At 34.9% G+C, this 19,810-nt stretch carries 14 protein-coding genes and 1 tRNA gene; 6 read left to right on the top strand and 9 right to left on the bottom strand.

Annotated features, from left to right (window positions below):
- Nucleotides 1-6 precede the first annotated feature (6 nt).
- From atpD to GJV76_RS00550, 4 genes are all read right to left on the bottom strand, one after another.
- Nucleotides 7-1,521 (bottom strand): F0F1 ATP synthase subunit beta, encoded by a 1,515-nt coding sequence (gene atpD, locus GJV76_RS00565; RefSeq protein WP_155090696.1) that lies wholly within the window; start codon nucleotides 1,519-1,521, stop codon nucleotides 7-9.
- A gap of 152 nt (nucleotides 1,522-1,673) precedes the next feature.
- On the bottom strand, nucleotides 1,674-3,518 hold the full coding sequence (gene glmS, locus GJV76_RS00560; RefSeq protein ID WP_155090695.1) for a glutamine--fructose-6-phosphate transaminase (isomerizing): 1,845 nt from the start codon (nucleotides 3,516-3,518) through the stop codon (nucleotides 1,674-1,676).
- Between the two features lie 20 nt (nucleotides 3,519-3,538).
- Nucleotides 3,539-5,191 carry a DUF4270 family protein gene (locus GJV76_RS00555; protein WP_155090694.1) on the bottom strand — a complete coding sequence of 551 codons (1,653 nt, stop codon included), beginning with the start codon at nucleotides 5,189-5,191 and terminating at the stop codon, nucleotides 3,539-3,541.
- Nucleotides 5,192-5,224: 33 nt separating this feature from the next.
- A complete protein-coding gene (locus tag GJV76_RS00550; RefSeq protein ID WP_155090693.1) occupies nucleotides 5,225-6,028 on the bottom strand; it encodes a glycogen/starch synthase in 804 nt (267 codons plus the stop codon).
- 109 nt (nucleotides 6,029-6,137) lie between these two features.
- Here GJV76_RS00550 and panC point away from each other — a divergent pair, with 109 nt between their 5' ends.
- The 3 genes from panC to GJV76_RS00535 are packed head-to-tail and all read left to right on the top strand — an operon-like array spanning nucleotide 6,138 to nucleotide 8,319.
- Nucleotides 6,138-6,986, top strand: a complete 849-nt coding sequence (gene panC, locus GJV76_RS00545) for a pantoate--beta-alanine ligase (protein ID WP_155090692.1) — start codon at nucleotides 6,138-6,140, stop codon at nucleotides 6,984-6,986.
- An 11-nt stretch (nucleotides 6,987-6,997) separates the two neighbouring features.
- Entirely contained in the window at nucleotides 6,998-7,348 is a 351-nt protein-coding gene (panD, locus tag GJV76_RS00540) for an aspartate 1-decarboxylase (RefSeq protein WP_155090691.1), read from the top strand.
- Between the two features lie 8 nt (nucleotides 7,349-7,356).
- Entirely contained in the window at nucleotides 7,357-8,319 is a 963-nt protein-coding gene (locus GJV76_RS00535; RefSeq protein WP_155090690.1) for a lysylphosphatidylglycerol synthase transmembrane domain-containing protein, read from the top strand.
- Nucleotides 8,320-9,013: 694 nt separating this feature from the next.
- Here the strand turns inward: GJV76_RS00535 and GJV76_RS00530 are convergent.
- From GJV76_RS00530 to GJV76_RS00520, 3 genes are all read right to left on the bottom strand, one after another.
- Nucleotides 9,014-9,087: transfer RNA gene (locus GJV76_RS00530), tRNA-Asn, on the bottom strand.
- 82 nt (nucleotides 9,088-9,169) lie between these two features.
- The gene (locus GJV76_RS00525; protein WP_155090689.1) at nucleotides 9,170-9,811 is read right to left on the bottom strand and encodes a trimeric intracellular cation channel family protein; all 642 of its coding nucleotides are present in this window, start codon (nucleotides 9,809-9,811) and stop codon (nucleotides 9,170-9,172) included.
- A 50-nt stretch (nucleotides 9,812-9,861) separates the two neighbouring features.
- Nucleotides 9,862-11,154, bottom strand: coding sequence for an aldehyde dehydrogenase family protein (locus tag GJV76_RS00520; RefSeq protein WP_155090688.1), 1,293 nt, complete (start codon nucleotides 11,152-11,154; stop codon nucleotides 9,862-9,864).
- Nucleotides 11,155-11,450: 296 nt separating this feature from the next.
- Here GJV76_RS00520 and GJV76_RS00515 point away from each other — a divergent pair, with 296 nt between their 5' ends.
- Entirely contained in the window at nucleotides 11,451-11,624 is a 174-nt protein-coding gene (locus GJV76_RS00515; protein ID WP_155090687.1) for a hypothetical protein, read from the top strand.
- Nucleotides 11,625-11,664: 40 nt separating this feature from the next.
- On the opposite strand, the gene GJV76_RS00510 is transcribed toward GJV76_RS00515, so the two are convergent.
- On the bottom strand, nucleotides 11,665-12,618 hold the full coding sequence (locus tag GJV76_RS00510) for an NAD-dependent epimerase/dehydratase family protein (protein ID WP_155090686.1): 954 nt from the start codon (nucleotides 12,616-12,618) through the stop codon (nucleotides 11,665-11,667).
- Nucleotides 12,619-12,780: 162 nt separating this feature from the next.
- On the opposite strand from GJV76_RS00510, the gene GJV76_RS00505 reads away from it, so the two are divergent.
- Entirely contained in the window at nucleotides 12,781-13,380 is a 600-nt protein-coding gene (locus GJV76_RS00505; protein WP_155090685.1) for a hypothetical protein, read from the top strand.
- A complete protein-coding gene (mfd, locus tag GJV76_RS00500) occupies nucleotides 13,380-16,736 on the top strand; it encodes a transcription-repair coupling factor (RefSeq protein WP_155090684.1) in 3,357 nt (1,118 codons plus the stop codon). Before GJV76_RS00505 ends, mfd begins: the two co-directional genes overlap by 1 nt.
- A 74-nt stretch (nucleotides 16,737-16,810) precedes the next feature.
- Here the strand turns inward: mfd and GJV76_RS00495 are convergent, their stop codons facing one another.
- On the bottom strand, nucleotides 16,811-19,732 hold the full coding sequence (locus GJV76_RS00495; RefSeq protein WP_155090683.1) for a M16 family metallopeptidase: 2,922 nt from the start codon (nucleotides 19,730-19,732) through the stop codon (nucleotides 16,811-16,813).
- Nucleotides 19,733-19,810 lie beyond the last annotated feature (78 nt).

Genomic DNA, 19,810 nt, shown 5'->3' with positions numbered 1-19,810 from the left:
AAGTGATTATTTAATTTCAGCAAGCATTTTCTCTCCAGCTTCGATAGCTTCTTGGATAGAACCTTTTAAGTTGAATGCTGCCTCTGGTAAATGATCTAATTCACCATCAATAATCATATTAAATCCTTTGATTGTATCTTTAATATCAACTAATACTCCTGGGATACCTGTAAATTGTTCAGCTACGTGGAATGGTTGAGATAAGAAACGTTGAACACGACGAGCTCTGTGTACAGCTAATTTATCGTCTTCCGATAATTCTTCCATACCTAAGATAGCGATGATATCTTGAAGTTGTTTATATTTTTGTAAGATTTCTTTTACTCTTTGCGCACAAGCATAGTGATCTTTACCTAAAATTTCTGGAGTTAAGATACGTGAAGTAGAATCTAATGGATCTACTGCAGGATAAATACCTAACTCAGCAATTTTACGTGACAATACTGTAGTAGCATCTAAGTGAGCAAACGTTGTTGCTGGTGCCGGGTCAGTTAAGTCATCCGCAGGAACGTAAACCGCCTGTACAGAAGTAATAGATCCTTTCTTAGTAGAAGTAATACGCTCTTGCATCGCACCCATTTCAGTTGCTAATGTAGGTTGGTAACCTACTGCAGAAGGCATACGTCCTAATAACGCTGATACCTCAGAACCTGCTTGTGTAAAACGAAAGATATTATCAACGAAGAATAATACGTCTTTTCCTTGGTCATCACCTGCTCCATCACGGAAGTACTCAGCGATAGTTAACCCAGATAATGCAACACGTGCACGTGCTCCTGGTGGCTCATTCATCTGACCGAAAACGAAAGTTGCTTTTGAATCTTTCATTCCAGGTCTATCAACTTTAGTTAAATCCCATCCTCCATTCTCCATAGAATGCATGAAATCTTCACCATATTTAATAATACCTGACTCTAACATCTCACGTAATAAGTCATTACCCTCACGAGTACGCTCACCAACTCCTGCAAATACAGAAAGTCCACCGTGTCCTTTAGCGATATTGTTAATTAACTCTTGAATCAATACTGTTTTTCCAACTCCAGCACCACCGAATAATCCAATTTTACCTCCTTTTGAATAAGGCTCAATTAAGTCGATTACTTTAATACCAGTGAATAATACTTCAGTTGAAGTAGATAAATCTTCAAATTTTGGAGCTGGACGGTGAATTGGCAATCCATTTGCACCTTCTTTAGGTAAATTACCAAGACCATCAATAGCGTCTCCCACTACATTAAACAATCTACCAAATACCTCTTTACCAACTGGAACTTGGATAGGAGATCCTGTAGCAGCTACTGCGTAACCTCTACTTAACCCGTCTGTTGAGTCCATTGAAATTGTACGAACTGTATCTTCTCCAATGTGTGATTGTACTTCAAGTACTAATTTAGAACCATCTGGTTTAGTGATTTCTAACGAATCATAAATTCTTGGAAGTTCGGCATTCTCAGTGTTGAAAACCACATCAACTACTGGTCCGATAACTTGCGCAACTTTTCCTGTAACTTTAGACATTGCTTATGTATTTATTTAACAGCTATTTACGTTTATTGAAAAATTCTTGTTTTTCAGAGTGCAAAGATAGTTTTTTTCTCTGAAAATTAAAATGATTGAATTTTTATTTTAAATAAAAAATGCGAACCTACAATAGGAACGCATTTTTTCTATTACTCTACCGTCACCGACTTCGCTAAATTACGAGGCTGGTCAACGTTACAGTTCCTTAAAACTGCAATGTGATATGATAACAATTGTAATGGAATTGTCGTGATAATCGGCGTTAAAGATTCTGATATTCCAGGAACTTCGATAACGTGGTCCGCTAATTCACGAACTTGCTTATCACCTTTAGTAACAATTGCGATTATTTTACCATTTCTCGCTTTAATTTCTTGAATATTACTAACTACCTTGTCATAGTGCTCTTGCTCTGGAGCAATCACGATAACAGGCATGTGTTCATCAATTAAAGCAATAGGCCCATGCTTCATCTCTGCAGCTGGATATCCTTCTGCATGTATGTAAGAGATTTCCTTTAATTTAAGGGCTCCTTCTAAGGCAACTGGGTAATTATACCCTCTACCTAAATACAAACAGTTTGTAGCATCTTTATAGACTTCAGAAATCTTTAATATCTCCTCGTTCTTTGTCAATGCTTCTTCTACACGTTCTGGAATTAACTCTAATTCGTGTAGGTATTTTAAATATTCAGAATTTGCTAAAGTTCCTTTTGCCTTAGCCAATCTCAATGCTATTAAAGTCAACACTGTAATCTGTGTTGTAAATGCTTTTGTAGATGCAACACCAATCTCTGGTCCTGCATGCGTGTATGCTCCTGCGTGTGTCTCTCTCGAAATAGATGACCCAACCACATTACAAACACCAAATACAAATGCTCCTTTAGACTTAGCCAATTTAATAGCTGCCAACGTATCTGCTGTTTCTCCTGATTGAGATATAGCGATAATAACATCACCACTATCGATAATTGGATTTCTATATCTAAATTCTGAAGCGTATTCAACCTCTACCGGAATCCTTGCAAACTCCTCAATAACATACTCTGCTACTAAAGCAGCATGCCATGAAGTACCACAAGCGGCAATAATGATTCGCTTTGCATTCAAGAACTTATCAATATTGTCCTCGATACCAGCCATTCTGATAATCCCTTGATCCGCTAATAAACGTCCTCTGAATGTATCCTTGATAACCTCTGGTTGTTCGTATATTTCCTTAAGCATAAAATGGTCATAACCATTTTTCTCAATTTGCTCTAAATTCAATTGTAACTCTTGTGCATAATGATCCACTAAAGAATCATCTTTAATCTTGCGGATACGCAATGGTTTGTGCAAGCGAATAACAGCCATTTCTTCATCTTCTAAATAGATGGCGTTATTAGTATACTCAATAAAAGGTGATGCATCAGAAGTAATAAAATACTCATTATCACCAATACCAATTGCCAATGGGCTTCCCAAACGAGCCGCCACTATTTCATCTGGCTTTTTAATATCCATAACTGCAATTGCATAAGCTCCAACAACTTGGTTCAATGCAATCTGAACAGCCTTACCTAATTTTACACCTTGTGTCTTTTGTACATCTTCTATCAGGTTTACTAATACCTCAGTATCTGTATCTGAATGAAAAACATAACCTCTCTTAATCAACTCTTGTTTTAGAGTATCGTAATTCTCTATAATTCCATTGTGAATAATTACTAATTCACCAGAGTTCGAAAAATGAGGATGTGAATTAACATCATTTGGAACCCCGTGTGTAGCCCAACGTGTATGTCCAATTCCTATTGTACCTTTTTTTATAGCTTCATCACTCTTCTCTACTAAGTCCGCTACCTTTCCTTTTGTTTTACACAAATTGATTTGTTCGCCATCAAAAATTGCAAGACCTGCACTGTCATATCCTCTGTACTCTAATCTTGACAACCCTTTTATAATCACTGGATAAGCATCTCTATGCCCAATATAACCTACGATTCCACACATACTTAGTAATTGCTATAATGTTATTTAACAGTTTTTGTATAGAAAATTTCTAATTTCATTTTTTTCACTCCCGCAGCACCTGTTGTACCATTAATTACAGTTCCAATAGGAGTTGTAATTGTAATAGAAGGCATTTGCGTTATATTCTTCGGTGTATTCTCTATTACTTTCGAATCACCATCCTCTCCACCAGTGTACAAATCTTTATAATTGATTTGACCAATTGTGGAAGTAAAACTATTTGATGCACTAATGGCCAATTTTGGACTCACTAATGTTTTCGATTTAATTAAATTCTGAATGTGGTCTTTTATTCTAAATGTATAAGAATTCTTAGCTTTTTTAGAATCCTCACCTCCTTTTTCAAAGGCCCCACCATAAATAGGTTTTGATGTAGCAGCATCTGCAATAAAATCAGGAATGTTAGAAGTGCTATCAAAATTGTATAAATACAATCTTTCTGGATTAATTTGACCGGCCATAGATGCCTCATCAGTATATACCGTTAAGAAAGCGTCATTAATTAAGACATTTTGTTCTCTTAAAGCTTTTAACTCAGCAAAATCGTTTTCTTTGAACAACTCGATAACAGCAATACTACCTTCTCCTCCTCCAGTTACAAACAACTTGTCATCACCTAATTCTTTATTTGGTGCACTTTCATACACATCTTCTACCTTAGTATCATTTTCTTCTAAATTCACTAAAATATTTTTCGAAACAGCTAAATTAGCAACACTTGGATTTGCATAAGTTAACAAAGGTAATTTTACCTCACGACGAATTTTATTAGTCGTTTCAGTACCATCTTCATTCTTCTTTTTCTCCTCTTGCGTATAAGCTACTCTCAAATATCCTTGAGCTGGGTTCACAAGTAGAATTGTTCCCTCTCCACTTCCCATAGAAGAAGCTTTTAGGTATAATCCTCTAAATTTATTCTGAAATTCATCAGCACTTGCAATATCAGCTAACTTGCTTTGAAAGTGTGCTTTATCCAAGTTTATCCACATTCCTGCAGGTAATACCTCTTTTACTATTCTCTTTCCATTATCATCTACCTGATCATTGCCATCCTTGTCTTTCTTATACAACACAATACCTCTATTGTCCACAAGAACCGTTGTGTTCTCATTCAAAACACTTGAAAGGCCATTAGGCGTATTTTCAAAAAGTTTACTTTGATTGCTAAAGTATTTTCTACCTCCTCCTAATGGATCATCATTAGTCATTAGGTAATCATGTTGAAAAACTTCCAACTTAAATATTCCATTCCCGTATCTACTTTTCAACTTATAAGAAGTAACATCGTTCTCCACTTTTTCTACTTCCGTATTGTAATAAGGCAAATAGATATAAGCTGAATCCACCTGGATTGTATTGTCAATCTCGTTCAAGATACTTGGAGTAGCAAAGTTTAGAGCAATACTTTTAGATTTAACTCCAAAAATACCATCATCATAAGAACCTATCGAAACCTCAGGTAATCTTGAAGCATCTGTTGGTCCATAAGGTTGGTTATATGCCTTAATATCTTCTACGATATATGACTCTACTTGGTATTCTCCACCTCCAATAATGTCTGCGCCAGTCTCTGTAAAATCGCTGTCACAAGCCTGTAGTGTAATTAAACCTAACGAAAGGAATAACCCTTTGATGATATTTTTCTGATTCATGTATTAATAACAGAATTTTTTAATTAGTTTATCTTAAAAGAATTTCTTGTAAAACTCTGAATAAGCCTCTGCAAATTGATCTTTACCGACGTAAGGTAAAAAAGGTTTTTCAATAGATTCTATATATTTTGTTAAATTTGAATCTACATTCTCTGAAGCGATGATTACACCATCTGAATGGTTAATCGCATTCTTCATAATATTATCGTAAGTAGATTCACCAAATTCAGAAATCACTTCCTCTGGTAACTCATCAAACGCAACTTTTGCTTTCATATTGTTGCTCAAGTCACCTTCAAACCCTTTTTCAAATACAGATGTAACAATTTTTGTATCTGCAAAGATTGTTTCGTCTTTGTAGTAGTGTTTTAAATAAACTGGTAATAAAGAAGCCATCCACCCTTGAACGTGAATAACATCAGGTACCCAATTTAATTTCTTAACTGTCTCTATAACTCCTTTTGTAAAGAAGATTGCCCTTTCATCATTGTCTGGAAAAAGTTTTCCATCATCATCTGTAAACGTAGACTTGCGCTTAAAGTACTCATCATTATCAATGAAATACACTTGGATACGCTCCTTTGGAATTGAAGCAACTTTAATAATCAAAGGCATATCCATATCATTCACTACCAAGTTCATACCCGATAGTCTAATTACTTCGTGTAATTGATGTCTTCTTTCGTTAATACTACCATATCTCGGCATAAAAATTCTTATTTGCCCACCTTGATCGTTGATCATCTTTGGAGCGTCATAAGACATTAATGAAACTTCATTTTCTGCTAAATACGGTACCACTTCAGATGATACGTATAATATCCTCTTATCTTTCATCTTGATTTTTAATTTCTTTTGTGAAATAAATAAACGTTGCAAATTTACAAAATTTTATGGAGTTATTTCTTAAATAACTAATTTTGCCATTATTTTAAACACGAAGCGGATGTTTCTTTTTAGTACAAAAGCCGATTTACAAGCGTATTTAAAACCATTACGTGATGCAAATAAGGCTATAGGTTTGGTACCTACGATGGGGGCTATTCACAATGGTCACCTGTCATTAATGGCACAATCATTAAATGAAAATGATTGTACGGTAGTGAGTATTTTTGTCAATCCAACGCAATTCAACAATGCAGACGATTTAGCAAAATACCCGCGTACATTAGAAAGAGATATTGAGACAATATCCTCTCTTTCTGAACAAATTGTTGTATTTGCGCCTTCAGTGGAAGAAATCTACGGTGACAATGCAGTAGCTCAATCATTTGATTTTGACGGATTAGAAAATGAAATGGAAGGAGCTTCACGCCCAGGACACTTTGATGGGGTAGGTACTATTGTAAGCAAACTTTTTGAATTAGTACTTCCCACAAAAGCATACTTTGGAGAAAAAGATTTTCAACAATTGTTAATCATCAAGAAATTGGTAGAAAAAAAACACATCCCCGTAACAATTGTAGGTGTGCCAATTTTCCGCGGTGAAGATGGTTTAGCAATGAGTTCACGCAATGAGCGCATTTCGAATGACGGTTTGCACAAAGCAACTTTTTTATACGAAGTGTTAAAACAAGCTAAAACACTATTTGCGACAGAAAGTATTGAAAAAGTTCAGCAATTTGTTGATAGTGAATTTAAAAATAATTCTAACTTTGAACTCGAATACTTCACCATTGCAAGTGAAGAAACTCTAAAACCTGTCATTCAAAAAACTGAAGGACAGAAATATAGAGGTTTTCTAGTTGCACATATTGAAGGTATTCGCTTAATTGACAATTTATCATTTAATTAAACAAACTCAAAATGCAAATTGAAGTTGTAAAATCAAAAATCCACCGTGTAAAAGTAACTGGAGCAGATTTACATTATATCGGTAGTATTACGATTGATGAAGTTTTAATGGAAGCCTCTAACATCATTGAAGGAGAAAAAGTTTCTATTGTTAACATCAATAACGGAGAACGCTTTGAAACTTATGCTATTCCAGGACCAAGAAACAGTGGAGAAATCTGCTTGAATGGACCTGCTGCGCGTAAAGTACACAAAGGAGATATCATCATTATCATTACGTATGGTATCCTGGATTTTGAAGAAGCTAAAACATTTAAGCCTTCTATTATTTTTCCTAATGAAGAAACAAATCAATTAGGTTAATACTCAAATTGAAAAAAAAAATAAGCAAAATAGCCAATATACTACTCCCACTTTTGTTGGGAGTTTTTTTGGTTTATTACGCTTTCCGTCAGTTTACCTCTGAGCAGATCGACGAGATGATACAGTACTTTAAAGGTGCTAATTACAACTACATTTTCATCGCCTCAATCTTTTCTATTTTAAGCCTTTGGGCGCGAGCCTATCGCTGGAAATTTGCTTTGAAATACATGGGGCATTCCTGCTCTACGACAACCAATTTCATGGCGATATCCATAGGGTACTTATTAAACTTAACAGTTCCTCGATCAGGAGAAGTATCACGTGCTTTAGTGTTACAGAAATACGAGAAAGTTCCCTTTGACAAAGGATTTGGGAGTATCGTATCAGAACGTATAGTTGACTTATTTTGTTTGCTATTCTGTGTATTACTCGCGTTATCGCTACAGTTTACAGTACTAAAGGACTTCCTGTCAAAATATGTTCCCTTCGAAAAATTACTTATTTTAGGAATCTTAGCTCTTGTAGGAGTCGCTACTATTTATTTTGTTTTCAAACACTTAAAGTGGAAGGTAATCACGCTTATCAAAAACAAACTAAGAGGCTTGGGAGAAGGCTTGAGTAGCACCATGAAAATGCCCCATAAGAAATCATTTCTTTTCTATACACTGTTGATTTGGGTAGGTTATATCGCGACTTTCTACTTTGGTATGCATGCCTTACCAGACACAAGTGGATTAAGCTTTCCTATTGTCATATCGTCGTTTGTTGCAGGTAGTTTTGCTGTTTCGTTTACCAATGGAGGCTTTGGAGCTTTCCCATTAATCATTGCACAACTTTTACTCCTTTTTGATGTATCACTTGTAGCAGGAACTGCATTTGGATGGATTCTATGGACTACTCAAACAGGGATTGTAATCATTTTCGGTGCACTTTCCTTTCTTTTTTTACCTATCTATTACAAGGGAAAGTAGGTTACTCATGTGTTGACATTATCACAACCATTTTTAGAATTAATCCCTTGTTACAAGCAACAGCTATCCCTCTACAACACTCATTGAACTTAATCTTATCTCATCGCGAACTCAACAATAGTTCTTACCTAAACGACCTATAAGCTTATTCACAAAATTTGCATGTGATCCCAATATTCTGTTTTGCCAAATTAACCTCCACCTACTTGTAAAGATGTAGCCACTTTCTTCGAGTATTCTCGCAGTTTGCTTGGGGTTTTCTTGGAAAAACAAGGCTTCCTACAAGCAAAACTCGAAGAATACCCCAAGAAACCTCTTAGAAAGTCCAAAGAAAACACAGTTATTCCCTGTGTTTAATTCACCCTGAAGGACTTCAACTCTATCGTTGCCTCAATTCTTTCCAAAGTAAAAAGGCTCAAACAATAAATAAGTATTGAAAATTAGGATAACTGCTTAGATCAATGATTGACTACTTCTTCTTAAGCGCTTTTAACCACTAAAACACATCAAACTCACTAAAATTTACTCAAAACACAAACTTTTTCCACTGTAAGAGGAAAGGATAAACGAGAAAGAATAGAAATATTATTAAGATTGTGTTCTACTTTAGACTCAAATGTGTTAACCACATACTTCCAGAACAACAAAAAGTAGTGTAAATAAAAAAAGCCAGACATTTCTGTCTGGCTTTCTGCTCCCCCTCTTGGGCTCGAACCAAGGACCCTCTGATTAACAGTCAGATGCTCTAACCAACTGAGCTAAGGAGGAAGGTGTGTTACCTTTATTGCGATGCAAATATAGAACGAAATTTCATTTATACAAACTAAAAAATCAAAAAAAAATACTTTTTTTAATCTTCATCCTTCAATGTCGGAAGCCCCAATTTATAACGAGTTGCCAGTAAACGAATTACAAAAACAGAAGCTGCTGTAAGAACTTGTACTACTGGCTCAGACATCTTCAAATAAATTAACCCATAGTAAATCATCACTCCAAAAATACACACTAAGGCATACCACTCTTGCCTAAACATGGCAGGAATTTCATTAATCATTATATCGCGTATTATACTTCCTACAGTTCCCGTAATAGTCGCTAAAATTACAACTACCCAAAAAGGATAACCAAATGCTATTGCTTTTTCCGTTCCTACCACAACGAAAAGACCTAAGCCAATGCTGTCAAACCACAAAAACGTGTTGTTCAGACGTACCAACTGTTTTCTAAACAGAATAACAGTAAGTAAAGCCAGAATTGTACACCACGCATAAACACTTGATAACAACCAGAATGGCGTTGTGTTTAGCAATAGATCACGGAGAGTTCCTCCACCTGTAGCAGTGACAAATCCAATGACAAAAGCGCCGAACCAATCCACACTTTTTGCTGAAGCTAAACGAACCCCTGAAATAGCAAATGCAAATGTTCCACAAAACTCAATTAAATCAACAAAATTGATCTTATCATAAAATTCGATAAAAGTATCCACCATGATTAACACATTTATGTATTAACCAAAATTACTAAAAATTAACACTATTTCTATTTTATTATTACTGATTTCTTATTGACAAATGCCAATAATCCTTCTTCAGACATTTCTCTACCAATACCAGAAAACTTATTTCCCCCAAAAGGCACTCGTGGATCTGAGATTACCATCTCATTGATAAACACTGCTCCATCTTCAAAATCACTAACTCTACTTCTCAGTAAGTCAACATCTTCACTAAAGATAGACACGCCTAAACCGAAGCGAGAATCATTACTCAACTGTATCGCTTCCTCTAAGGTATCAAAACCTACAACTACTGCTAAAGGACCAAAAGTCTCTTGTCTAAAAGCCTCCATCTCAGGAGTAACTTCAGCGAGTAAAGTAGGTTCGAACCAACTTCCTTCGCGATGACCACCAAACACTAATCGTGCTCCTTGAGAAATAGATGCTTTCATAATACTTTCCAACTCTATCGCCAAGTCTTCCCTCGCCATTAACCCAATCGTAGTGTTCTTATCAAATAGATCTCCTCTCTTTAATTTGCTCACCTCTAATTGAAATTGCTCGATGAACTGCTCTTTCAAAGCATTGTGTACTAAAAAACGCTTTCCTGCAATGCAACTTTGACCAGTATTCTGAAATCTTGCATTCACAGCTACAGGAATAACTTTAGCGAGATTTGCGTCTTGACAAACAATAAAGGCATTACTTCCTCCCAATTCTAATACGACAGGTTTAATTAATTCACCAGCTTTTTTGGCAACAGAACTACCTGCTGCTTCACTTCCCGTCAAAGAAACTCCTTTTATGTAAGGACTTTCTATTAGCGAATTGACTTCTTTACCAGGAATAGTAACATTGAAGTAAACTTGCTCAAAGCCTTCTACTTTAAAGCAATTCTCAAGTGCTTCTGCACTTAAAGGCACATTACTCGCATGTTTTACGATGACTGTATTTCCCGCTAATAAGGTTGGTACAGCGAATCTAAATACCTGCCAAAAAGGAAAGTTCCAAGGCATCACACCTAATATCACTCCCAAGGGATCATTAACGACATATACTTCTGACCACTCTGTTGCAATCGTGCGTCCTTTCAATATCTCTTTACCGTGATCAATATAATAATCAATTAATTTACCACACTTTTCTACTTCTCCTATAGCTTGTATTAAAGGCTTATTCATATCCTTTGTCATCAGAGAAGCATAGTGTTCTTTATTAGCTAACAAATTGTTTTTCAAAGCTTTTAAGTAAGTTATTCTATGCTCTATATCCTGCTTTCTCCACTTAGAGTAGGACTGATTTGCACAGTTTACAATCTCTTTTATTTTATTTTCCATATCACTATATCTTTAATAGAAGTTAATACACTTCAAAAGAAGTGTTTATATTGTATTTTATGAGTAATTTTATTATTTAATAAACAACCTATGCAAATGAAAAGAAATACACTTATTTTATTATTAGGTTTAGGAATATTAGCACTTTCTATCTTGCTTTTCCAATTTGGCATACTGAATGCACAAACAGCCTATTTTTTCATTACAATTTCCTTTGTAATGATTGTAAGTCCTTTAGTAATATATTTATTCAATAAACTTTAAGTTATTATCTATATTTGTACAAATTAGAAAAAATGAATAACAATTTAAAGCTTTTAGTCGTAGGATTGATTGTTTTTGCAGTAGCCTTAATCTTAAAAACACAAAGATTACTATCGGACAATCTAAGTACAATTGTAATTATCGCAGCTTTAGTCATTACTATTATACCCTTATATAAATTAGTATTCAAAAAGCTTAAGAAATAAAAAACGCCAGAGCAAATACTCTGGCGTTTTAAGATTTATCTTATTTTGCTAAAACTCTTGTCAAGTTTTCCAACATAACTTTGGTTAATGCCTCAAGGTCATACTTGTGACTCCAATTCCAGTCAGTTTGAGCTGCACTATCATCAATACTTGCTGGCCAACTATCGGCAATAGCTTGTCTAAAGTCAGAATTGTATTCGATTGTAAAATCAGGAATGTGTTTTTTGATTTCTGCGTAAATTTCCTCAGGCGTAAACGAGATTCCACCAAGGTTGTACGATGAACGGATTTTTATATCTTCTTTTTTCGCTTGCATAATACCAACTGTAGCATTCAAAGCATCGTCCATATACATCATAGGCAAAGCTGATTTTTCAGATAAAAAACAGTTGTAATGTTTATCCTCAATCGCCTTATAGAAAATATCAACCGCATAGTCTGTTGTCCCACCTCCAGGAGGAGTAGTCCAAGAAATTAAACCTGGATAGCGAATACTTCTTACATCTACACCATACTTATTAAAGTAATATTCACACCAGCGCTCTCCAGTTTGCTTAGAGATACCGTACACAGTACTTGGTTCCATTACAGTATATTGAGGCGTCATTACACGAGGAGTAGTAGGCCCAAAAACAGCAATTGAAGACGGCCAAAAGATTTTCTTAATCTTTCCTTCTTTTGCCAAATTAAGAACATGGAAAAGAGAGTTCATATTCAACTCCCATGCAAAAGCAGGATTCTTCTCAGCAGTAGCTGACAACAAAGCAGCCATTAAGTAAACTTCTTCTATCTGATGCTTTTCGATCACAGCTGAAACAGCATCAAAATCCATAGCATTCAATATCTCGAAAGGCCCAGATTCCATCAGATTCGCGTTCCCTTCTCGTATATCAGAAGCAACTACGTTATCGTTTCCGTAAATACCTCTTAACTTTAATGTTAGCTCTGACCCAATTTGTCCACAAGCCCCTATGATAAGAATTTTGGTTCCCATTATCTATAAATTATAATAAACCACAAATATAAAAGAAGTATAGAAAGAAATCAATGGAAATAGTCATAATAGAAGATACTTTATAACTATTATAACAATCTATGAGAGAGTTACTAATTATTAACCTATAACTTTGTAAATTTGAGCCTTATTGTGATTAAGATGAAAAAAACATTTCTATTTATACTGAGTATTTTTACGCTATCATTCCTTTCGATAGCATGCGAAGACAAAGAAAAACAGCAACAAGCTGAACAAGAACGCTATACAAAACACCAAGATAGTGTATTCAAATACCTCGAAGCTAACTGGAAGATTGATATTCCAGAAACAAGTCAAGAGCTAACGGATATACTAAGTAAATGGAATGCGTGGAAAGAGTTTAAGCAAGAAGCTGAACTTAAACCAGTTACTTCTATTGATGCATATCAAAAAAAGATTGCTCAAATTGACAATAGATTACAGTCAATCACCTTTGTCAAATACCCCGTAGAAATTGACGAAAAAGACAATAAAGCTCGCTTAACGGTCCTTTACAATTCAGTAAAAAACTTAAATATGTTCTTAAACCTGGATCCAATAGAGATAGGCAAGGTTGACATGTACTTAAAAGAGACAAATAAAAATATCACACTCCTAATTAAAAATATGGAACGCAATTTACAAGCGAAAAAGATTCCATTAGAATTAGGGGAAGAAGAAATGCTTGAGCTTATAAACGAGGAGAGAAGAGCTAACCCAGATGAACAAACAGAAGAATAATGGATATTAAACAAATCTATCATAACACTACAAAAACAAATCAAATACTAAAAGATTTAGCAGGTAGTCGTGGTAAAAAACTGCGTTTTAAAGGTCTTATTGGTTCTTCGATTTCCTTTCAAATAGAAAGTTTATTTTCCCAGTCAGATGTTCCTTATCTACTTATTTTTAATGATAAGGAAGAAGCAGCATATTACCTAAATGACTTGGAGAGTTTGTTGAATAAACAAGATGTTTTGTTCTACCCTGGTTCATACAAACGACCATATCAAATTGAAGAAACCGATAACGCAAATATTCTTTTACGCGCAGAGGTATTAAACCGCATTAGTTCAAGAAAAAAACCAGCTATTATCGTTACCTATCCAGAAGCTCTTTTTGAAAAAGTTGTAACTAAAAAAGTACTGGAGAAGAACACGCTGAAAATCAATGTTGGCGACAAGTACGATATTGACTTTATCAACGAAACTCTTTTTGAATATAATTTTAAACGAGTTGATTTTGTTGCTGAACCTGGAGAGTTTTCAGTACGCGGAGGTATATTAGACGTTTTCTCATTTTCAAATGACGAACCATATCGCCTTGAATTTTTTGGTAATGAGATTGACAGTATACGTACTTTTGACGTTGAGACACAATTGTCTATCGAAAAAAAGAAAAAGATAACAATCATTCCCAACGTAGAGAATAAATTTTCTACTGAAGGCAGAGAGAGTTTCTTAGACTATATTTCTCAAAACACTGTAGTATTTGCTCAAAATACGGCCCTTGTTGTCGAACAATTAAACCGTTTATTTGACAAAGCTACCACGATATTCGAAAAACTAAACAAAGACCTTGCTCATACCTCACCAGAAGGTATGTTTATTAACGGGGCTGCCTTCTTAGATAAAATAGAACTTCTCAGTTTTGTTGAACTGGATGAAACAAAGTTAATTGATGTTGACAATACATATGAATTTCACATCAAACCCCAACCTTCTTTCAATAAGCAGTTTGACTTATTGGTAAGAAGTTTAAACGACAATACAGACAATGGAATAAAGAATTATTTATTCTGTTCAAACGAGAATCAAGCACGTCGTTTCAAAGAGATATTCCATTCTCTAAAAGACACGGATGAACAAGTAGTAGTACAGTCCTATGAAACATTAGTTCACCCAATCTTTGAAGGGTTTATCGATGAAGAAAACCAAATTGCCTGTTATACGGACCATCAAATATTTGAACGATACCACAGATTTAATCTAAAGAATGGTTATACGAAAAAGCAAACCATCACACTAAAAGAGCTCAATTCACTATCTGTGGGTGACTACGTTACTCACATTGATCACGGTATAGGGCGATTTGGAGGTTTGCAAAAAATACAAGTAGAAGGCAAGACACAAGAGGCTATAAAATTAGTCTATGCAGACAATGACATTGTGTATGTAAGCATCCACTCTTTGCATAAAATTGCAAAATACAATGGCAAAGACGGCGTAGCTCCAAAAATATATAAACTTGGCTCAAGTGCATGGAAAAACTTAAAGAACAAAACCAAAGCAAGAGTTAAACACATCGCTTTCAACCTCATCCAGCTTTATGCGAAAAGAAAACTTCAAAAAGGTTTTCAATGTGCACCTGATGGGTATTTACAACACGAATTAGAAAGTTCTTTTATCTATGAAGACACTCCTGATCAATTAAAAGCAACCCAGGAGGTAAAAGCAGATATGGAAAGCGAGCGTCCGATGGATCGCTTAGTTTGTGGAGATGTAGGTTTTGGAAAAACCGAAGTAGCTATTCGCGCTGCATTCAAGATGGCCGAAAACGGCAAGCAAGTCGCGATACTTGTGCCAACGACAATCCTGGCATTTCAACACTTTAAGACGTTTACGGAACGCCTAAAAGACATGCCTATAAGAGTCAGCTACATCAATCGATTTAGAACTGCAAAGCAAAAAAGCGAAATACTGAAAGACCTTGCCGATGGAAAAATAGATATCATTATCGGTACGCATCAATTAGTAAACAAAAATGTAGTCTTTAAGGATTTAGGTTTGCTAATCATCGATGAAGAACAAAAGTTTGGAGTAGCTGTAAAAGACAAACTAAAAACAATATCAGAAAATGTAGATACGTTAACACTAACTGCTACCCCAATTCCAAGAACTTTACAGTTTTCTTTAATGGCTGCAAGGGATTTATCAGTTATAACAACGCCTCCACCTAATAGATATCCTATAGAAACGAATGTAGTAGGATTCAATGAGGAAGTAATCCGAGATGCTATTTCTTATGAAATAGAAAGAGGTGGGCAAGTTTATTTCATCAATAATAGAATTGAAAACATCAAGGAAGTTGCTGGAATGATACAACGTCTTGTACCTGATGCTAAAGTAGGTATAGGCCATGGTCAAATGGAAGGAAAAAAATTAGAAGACTTAATGCTTGCTTTCATGGATGGCCAATTTGATGTTCTTGTAGCGACTACAATTATTGAAAGTGGATTAGATGTTCCAAATGCCAACACCATATTAATCAACAATGCAAATAACTTTGGACTTTCTGATTTACATCAAATGAGAGGACGCGTTGGTCGAAGTAATAAAAAAGCATTCTGTTATTTTATCTGCCCTCCTTATTCAGCGATGACAGAAGAAGCCAGAAAGCGAATCCAAGCTCTTGAACAGTTCAGTGACTTAGGCAGTGGCTTTAATATTGCAATGAAAGACTTAGAAATACGTGGAGCAGGTGATATATTAGGAGGTGAGCAAAGTGGTTTTATCAATGAAATAGGATTTGAAACTTACCAAAAAATCATGCAAGAAGCGATTGAAGAACTTAAAGCAAATGAGTTTAAAGATCTTTATGAAGATGAAAATAAAGAGGAAAATAAGGTCTTTGTTCGCGATGTACAGATTGACACTGATTTCGAAATTCTATATCCTGATGAGTATATCAACAATATTACTGAGCGTCTAAACTTGTACAATGAACTAAGTTCTATAAATACAGATGAAGATTTAGTCGCTTACGAGCAGCGTATTATTGACCGTTTCGGTCCCTTGCCAAGACAAGCGATTGCTTTACACAATAGTTTGCGTATAAAAAAGCATGCTATTGACATGGGAATAGAAAAAATAGTGATGAAACAAGGAAAGATGATCTGCTACTTTATTGGCGATCAGAAATCGGAATTTTATCAAACAGCAAAATTCAGAAACGTGTTTACTTTCGTTCAACACAGAGCGAATATATGTAGTATAAAAGAAAAGCAAACAAAAGCAGGATTGCGCTTATTGCTAACATTTAATAATGTAAAATCAATAAAACAAGGCCTGGAATATATCTCTCTTTTAAACGAATAAAACAACCTTTCAATAGAACAATAAAAGCCTCAAGTAAAATACTTGAGGCTTTTTTAAGCTATATAAATAATGTATTAGTACCCGAATAAATCTTCTAAAGTCAGCTCTTTAATCTTTCCAAATTTCTTCACTGCTTCCCAATCAAGGTTCTCTTTCTTACCTAATAAACCAACGTTAAATGATTTACCTTTCACGTGTTTGTTGAAAAAGTCAACTAAATCATCCATTTTCATAGTTTGAATCTCTTTGTAAAGATCTTTATTGATATCGTAATCAATACCTTTCTCTTTTAAAGTCAACCAATAATAGAATATTTGAGCTTTCGTATAACGTTGTGTTGCGATATTCTTTAATACAGAACTCTTAGCATTCTCAAACTGATTTTCAGCTTTTGGCATATCGTTCATCAGTTCCATCATTGCATCTACTGCCTGAGGTAATTTGTTTGCCTGTGTTCCAACATAAGCCATCACATAGTTATACTTCTCTTTCTCTGCTGCATTGAAGTAATATGCATAAGCCGAATAAGCCAGTGATTTAGACTCCCTAATCTCTTGGAAAACCACAGATGCCATTCCTCCACCAAAGTAATTATTGAAAATATTACTCGCTGCTAAGATATCTTTATTAAACTTGATCTCACGTCCTCTAAATGAAATTTCAGCTTGTACCATATCATATGGTGCAAAATATACTGTTCCTGTTGTTTCTGGCTCTGGATAAACTTTCAACGCTGGAACTTTCTTATTCTTCCCTAAATTATGGTGTTTTTCAACAGCCTTCTTCGTTGCTGCTAAATCATTTCCATAGTAGAAAACATCTTGATTGTAATCACTAAACGAATGAACAATCTTCACCAATTCATTAGGATTCAAAGATTTCAATTCACTTTCGCTAAATATATCTTTAAAGCGGCTATCTTCTCCTGAAACAATATAACTGCTCAATGCTCTTTGAATACCGCCTTTACTCGATTTTGCATCTTGACGACCTTTCAAGATTTGATCTACTAAATTGTTATACGCTTCTTGGTCTGCTTTCGCATCTGTCAACAAGTGCTCTAATAAAGCTATACCTGCAGGAATATTCTCCTTTAATCCATTTACGGTAATAAATGTTTTATCTGTAGATGTACTAAAAGAATACTCTATTCCCAATTTGTAAAACTCTTTGCGAATATCAGCTGCAGAATATTTATTTGTACCTAAATAATCTAAATAACCAACTGCTAAACCTAATACTTTACCGTGATCAGTACCCACTGGCATGATATAAGTTACTGTAGCAATATCATTTGTTTTATTCTCAATGGAGTACAAAGTACCTCCCACTTTTCCGATTTTATCTTTTTTAATAGCCGAATCAAAGTCTATAAATTCAGGCTGAATATCTTGTACTGCGATATTCTTAAGGCGTTTGTAAAACTCTGACTCACTTTCTCTATTCAAATCAATAGGCGTAATTCCAGGATTCTCTACGCGAACTAAGTCTTTATTTTCACCTTGTCTTTTATAGACAATAGCATAATTATCACCATACTTTTCATTTGCAAACTTCACTACATCCGCTTTGGTAATTTTAGCAATCTTGTCAATCTCGCTTACAGTCTCTTCCCAAGTTCTTCCGTAAATAAACGCCTGATACATTTCCGTAGCCATCGCGTCATTGCTTTCCAAAGCCATCATAGAGTTCTTTCTAAACTCATTTACAACAGCCTCTAATAGCCACTCGTCAAAGTCTCCTTTTTTAATCTTTTCTAACTCTCCTAAAAGAATATCTCTCACTTCTTCTAAGCTTTGTCCTTCATTAGGCATACCTGTTAACTGGTGTACAGAGTAATCCTTCATAATCATAGGTGAACTACCTGCGTAAAGCGTTCTTTGCTTTTGATTGACATCTAAGTCAATAAGACCTGCTTGCCCATTGCTCAATAACATATCAATCAAAGATAGGTAAGTAGCATCTTCCGTTTTTACACCACCAAGGCGAAAACCTATTTCAACTCTCTCACTTTGAGGGCTAAAAACCTCTGTTGATTGTATAGTTGTTAACGGTGGTTCAACAGCAACATATTCTTTAGGCTGAACCCCCTTCTTCATTGAACCAAAATAGGCATTTACCAATTTAATCGTTGGTTCAAACTCTAAATCTCCTACTAACACAACTGCAATATTATTAGGAACATAATATTGATTAAAATAATTGTGGATAGCCACCATTGAAGGATTCTTTAAATGCTCTGAAGTACCAATGGTAGTTTGTGTACCATAATGAGAAGTAGGGAACAATAGCTTCATCATAGCTTCATGTGAAGTCCTATAGTCACTATCTTGACCTCTATTAAATTCCTCGTAAACTGCCTCTAACTCTGTATGAAACAAACGCAATACTAATTCAGAGAAGCGCTCTTGTTCAATAATCAAGAACTTCTCCAATTCATTTGACGGAATCACGTTCTTGTATACAGTCTCGTCAAACCAGGTATGAGCATTTGTGCCTGATGCACCGATTGAAGCTACAGATTTATCATATTCATTAGCAACAGCATATTGTGAAGCAACTTTAGAGATTTCATCAATCTTCTTATAAATTGCTTTCTTCTTCTCTACATCTGTTTCCTTTTTATGCTCTTCATATAAATCGGAAATCTGTTTAATCATAGCTTTCTCAGCTTCCCAATTTACAGTTCCTAACTTAGAAGTACCTTTAAACAACATATGCTCTAAATAGTGAGCAAGTCCAGTATTATCCTCTGGATCATTATTTGATCCTGTACGCACTGGTATATAGGTTTGAATACGAGGTTCATCGTGATTCTGTGCCAAATATACTTTAAGACCATTCTCTAAGGTATAAATACGCGCTTTTGAAGGATCATTCTCAACAGTCTCATATTTAAAACCATTAGAATCTTTCTTTGTTATAGTTTTATATTGTGCATGTAGTGTGGCACTAACAACTAACATAAAACTAACTAGTAAAAGTCTTTTTTTCATATTTACTAAAAAATTATTGTAGATATTTCAAAGCTAAAAATAAAAACGAACTATCACTATTAAAAAACAATCTAAATT

It is taken from the genome of Myroides albus, assembly GCF_009711045.1.
GTDB classification, from domain to species: domain Bacteria; phylum Bacteroidota; class Bacteroidia; order Flavobacteriales; family Flavobacteriaceae; genus Flavobacterium; species Flavobacterium album_A.
The sequence above is the reverse complement of the archived record's forward strand: the minus strand, read 5'-3'. Positions and strand labels throughout refer to the sequence as shown.

What these genes read in the sequence shown, in the direction of transcription:
- atpD (WP_155090696.1), bottom strand. Translation starts at nt 1,521, where the DNA reads ATGTCTAAAGTTACAGGAAAAGTTGCGCAAGTTATCGGACCAGTAGTT.
- glmS (WP_155090695.1), bottom strand. Translation starts at nt 3,518, where the DNA reads ATGTGTGGAATCGTAGGTTATATTGGGCATAGAGATGCTTATCCAGTG.
- GJV76_RS00555 (WP_155090694.1), bottom strand. Translation starts at nt 5,191, where the DNA reads ATGAATCAGAAAAATATCATCAAAGGGTTATTCCTTTCGTTAGGTTTA.
- GJV76_RS00550 (WP_155090693.1), bottom strand. Translation starts at nt 6,028, where the DNA reads ATGAAAGATAAGAGGATATTATACGTATCATCTGAAGTGGTACCGTAT.
- panC (WP_155090692.1), top strand. Translation starts at nt 6,138, where the DNA reads ATGTTTCTTTTTAGTACAAAAGCCGATTTACAAGCGTATTTAAAACCA.
- panD (WP_155090691.1), top strand. Translation starts at nt 6,998, where the DNA reads ATGCAAATTGAAGTTGTAAAATCAAAAATCCACCGTGTAAAAGTAACT.
- GJV76_RS00525 (WP_155090689.1), bottom strand. Translation starts at nt 9,811, where the DNA reads ATGGTGGATACTTTTATCGAATTTTATGATAAGATCAATTTTGTTGAT.
- GJV76_RS00520 (WP_155090688.1), bottom strand. Translation starts at nt 11,154, where the DNA reads ATGGAAAATAAAATAAAAGAGATTGTAAACTGTGCAAATCAGTCCTAC.
- GJV76_RS00515 (WP_155090687.1), top strand. Translation starts at nt 11,451, where the DNA reads ATGAATAACAATTTAAAGCTTTTAGTCGTAGGATTGATTGTTTTTGCA.
- GJV76_RS00510 (WP_155090686.1), bottom strand. Translation starts at nt 12,618, where the DNA reads ATGGGAACCAAAATTCTTATCATAGGGGCTTGTGGACAAATTGGGTCA.
- GJV76_RS00505 (WP_155090685.1), top strand. Translation starts at nt 12,781, where the DNA reads ATGAAAAAAACATTTCTATTTATACTGAGTATTTTTACGCTATCATTC.
- mfd (WP_155090684.1), top strand. Translation starts at nt 13,380, where the DNA reads ATGGATATTAAACAAATCTATCATAACACTACAAAAACAAATCAAATA.
- GJV76_RS00495 (WP_155090683.1), bottom strand. Translation starts at nt 19,732, where the DNA reads ATGAAAAAAAGACTTTTACTAGTTAGTTTTATGTTAGTTGTTAGTGCC.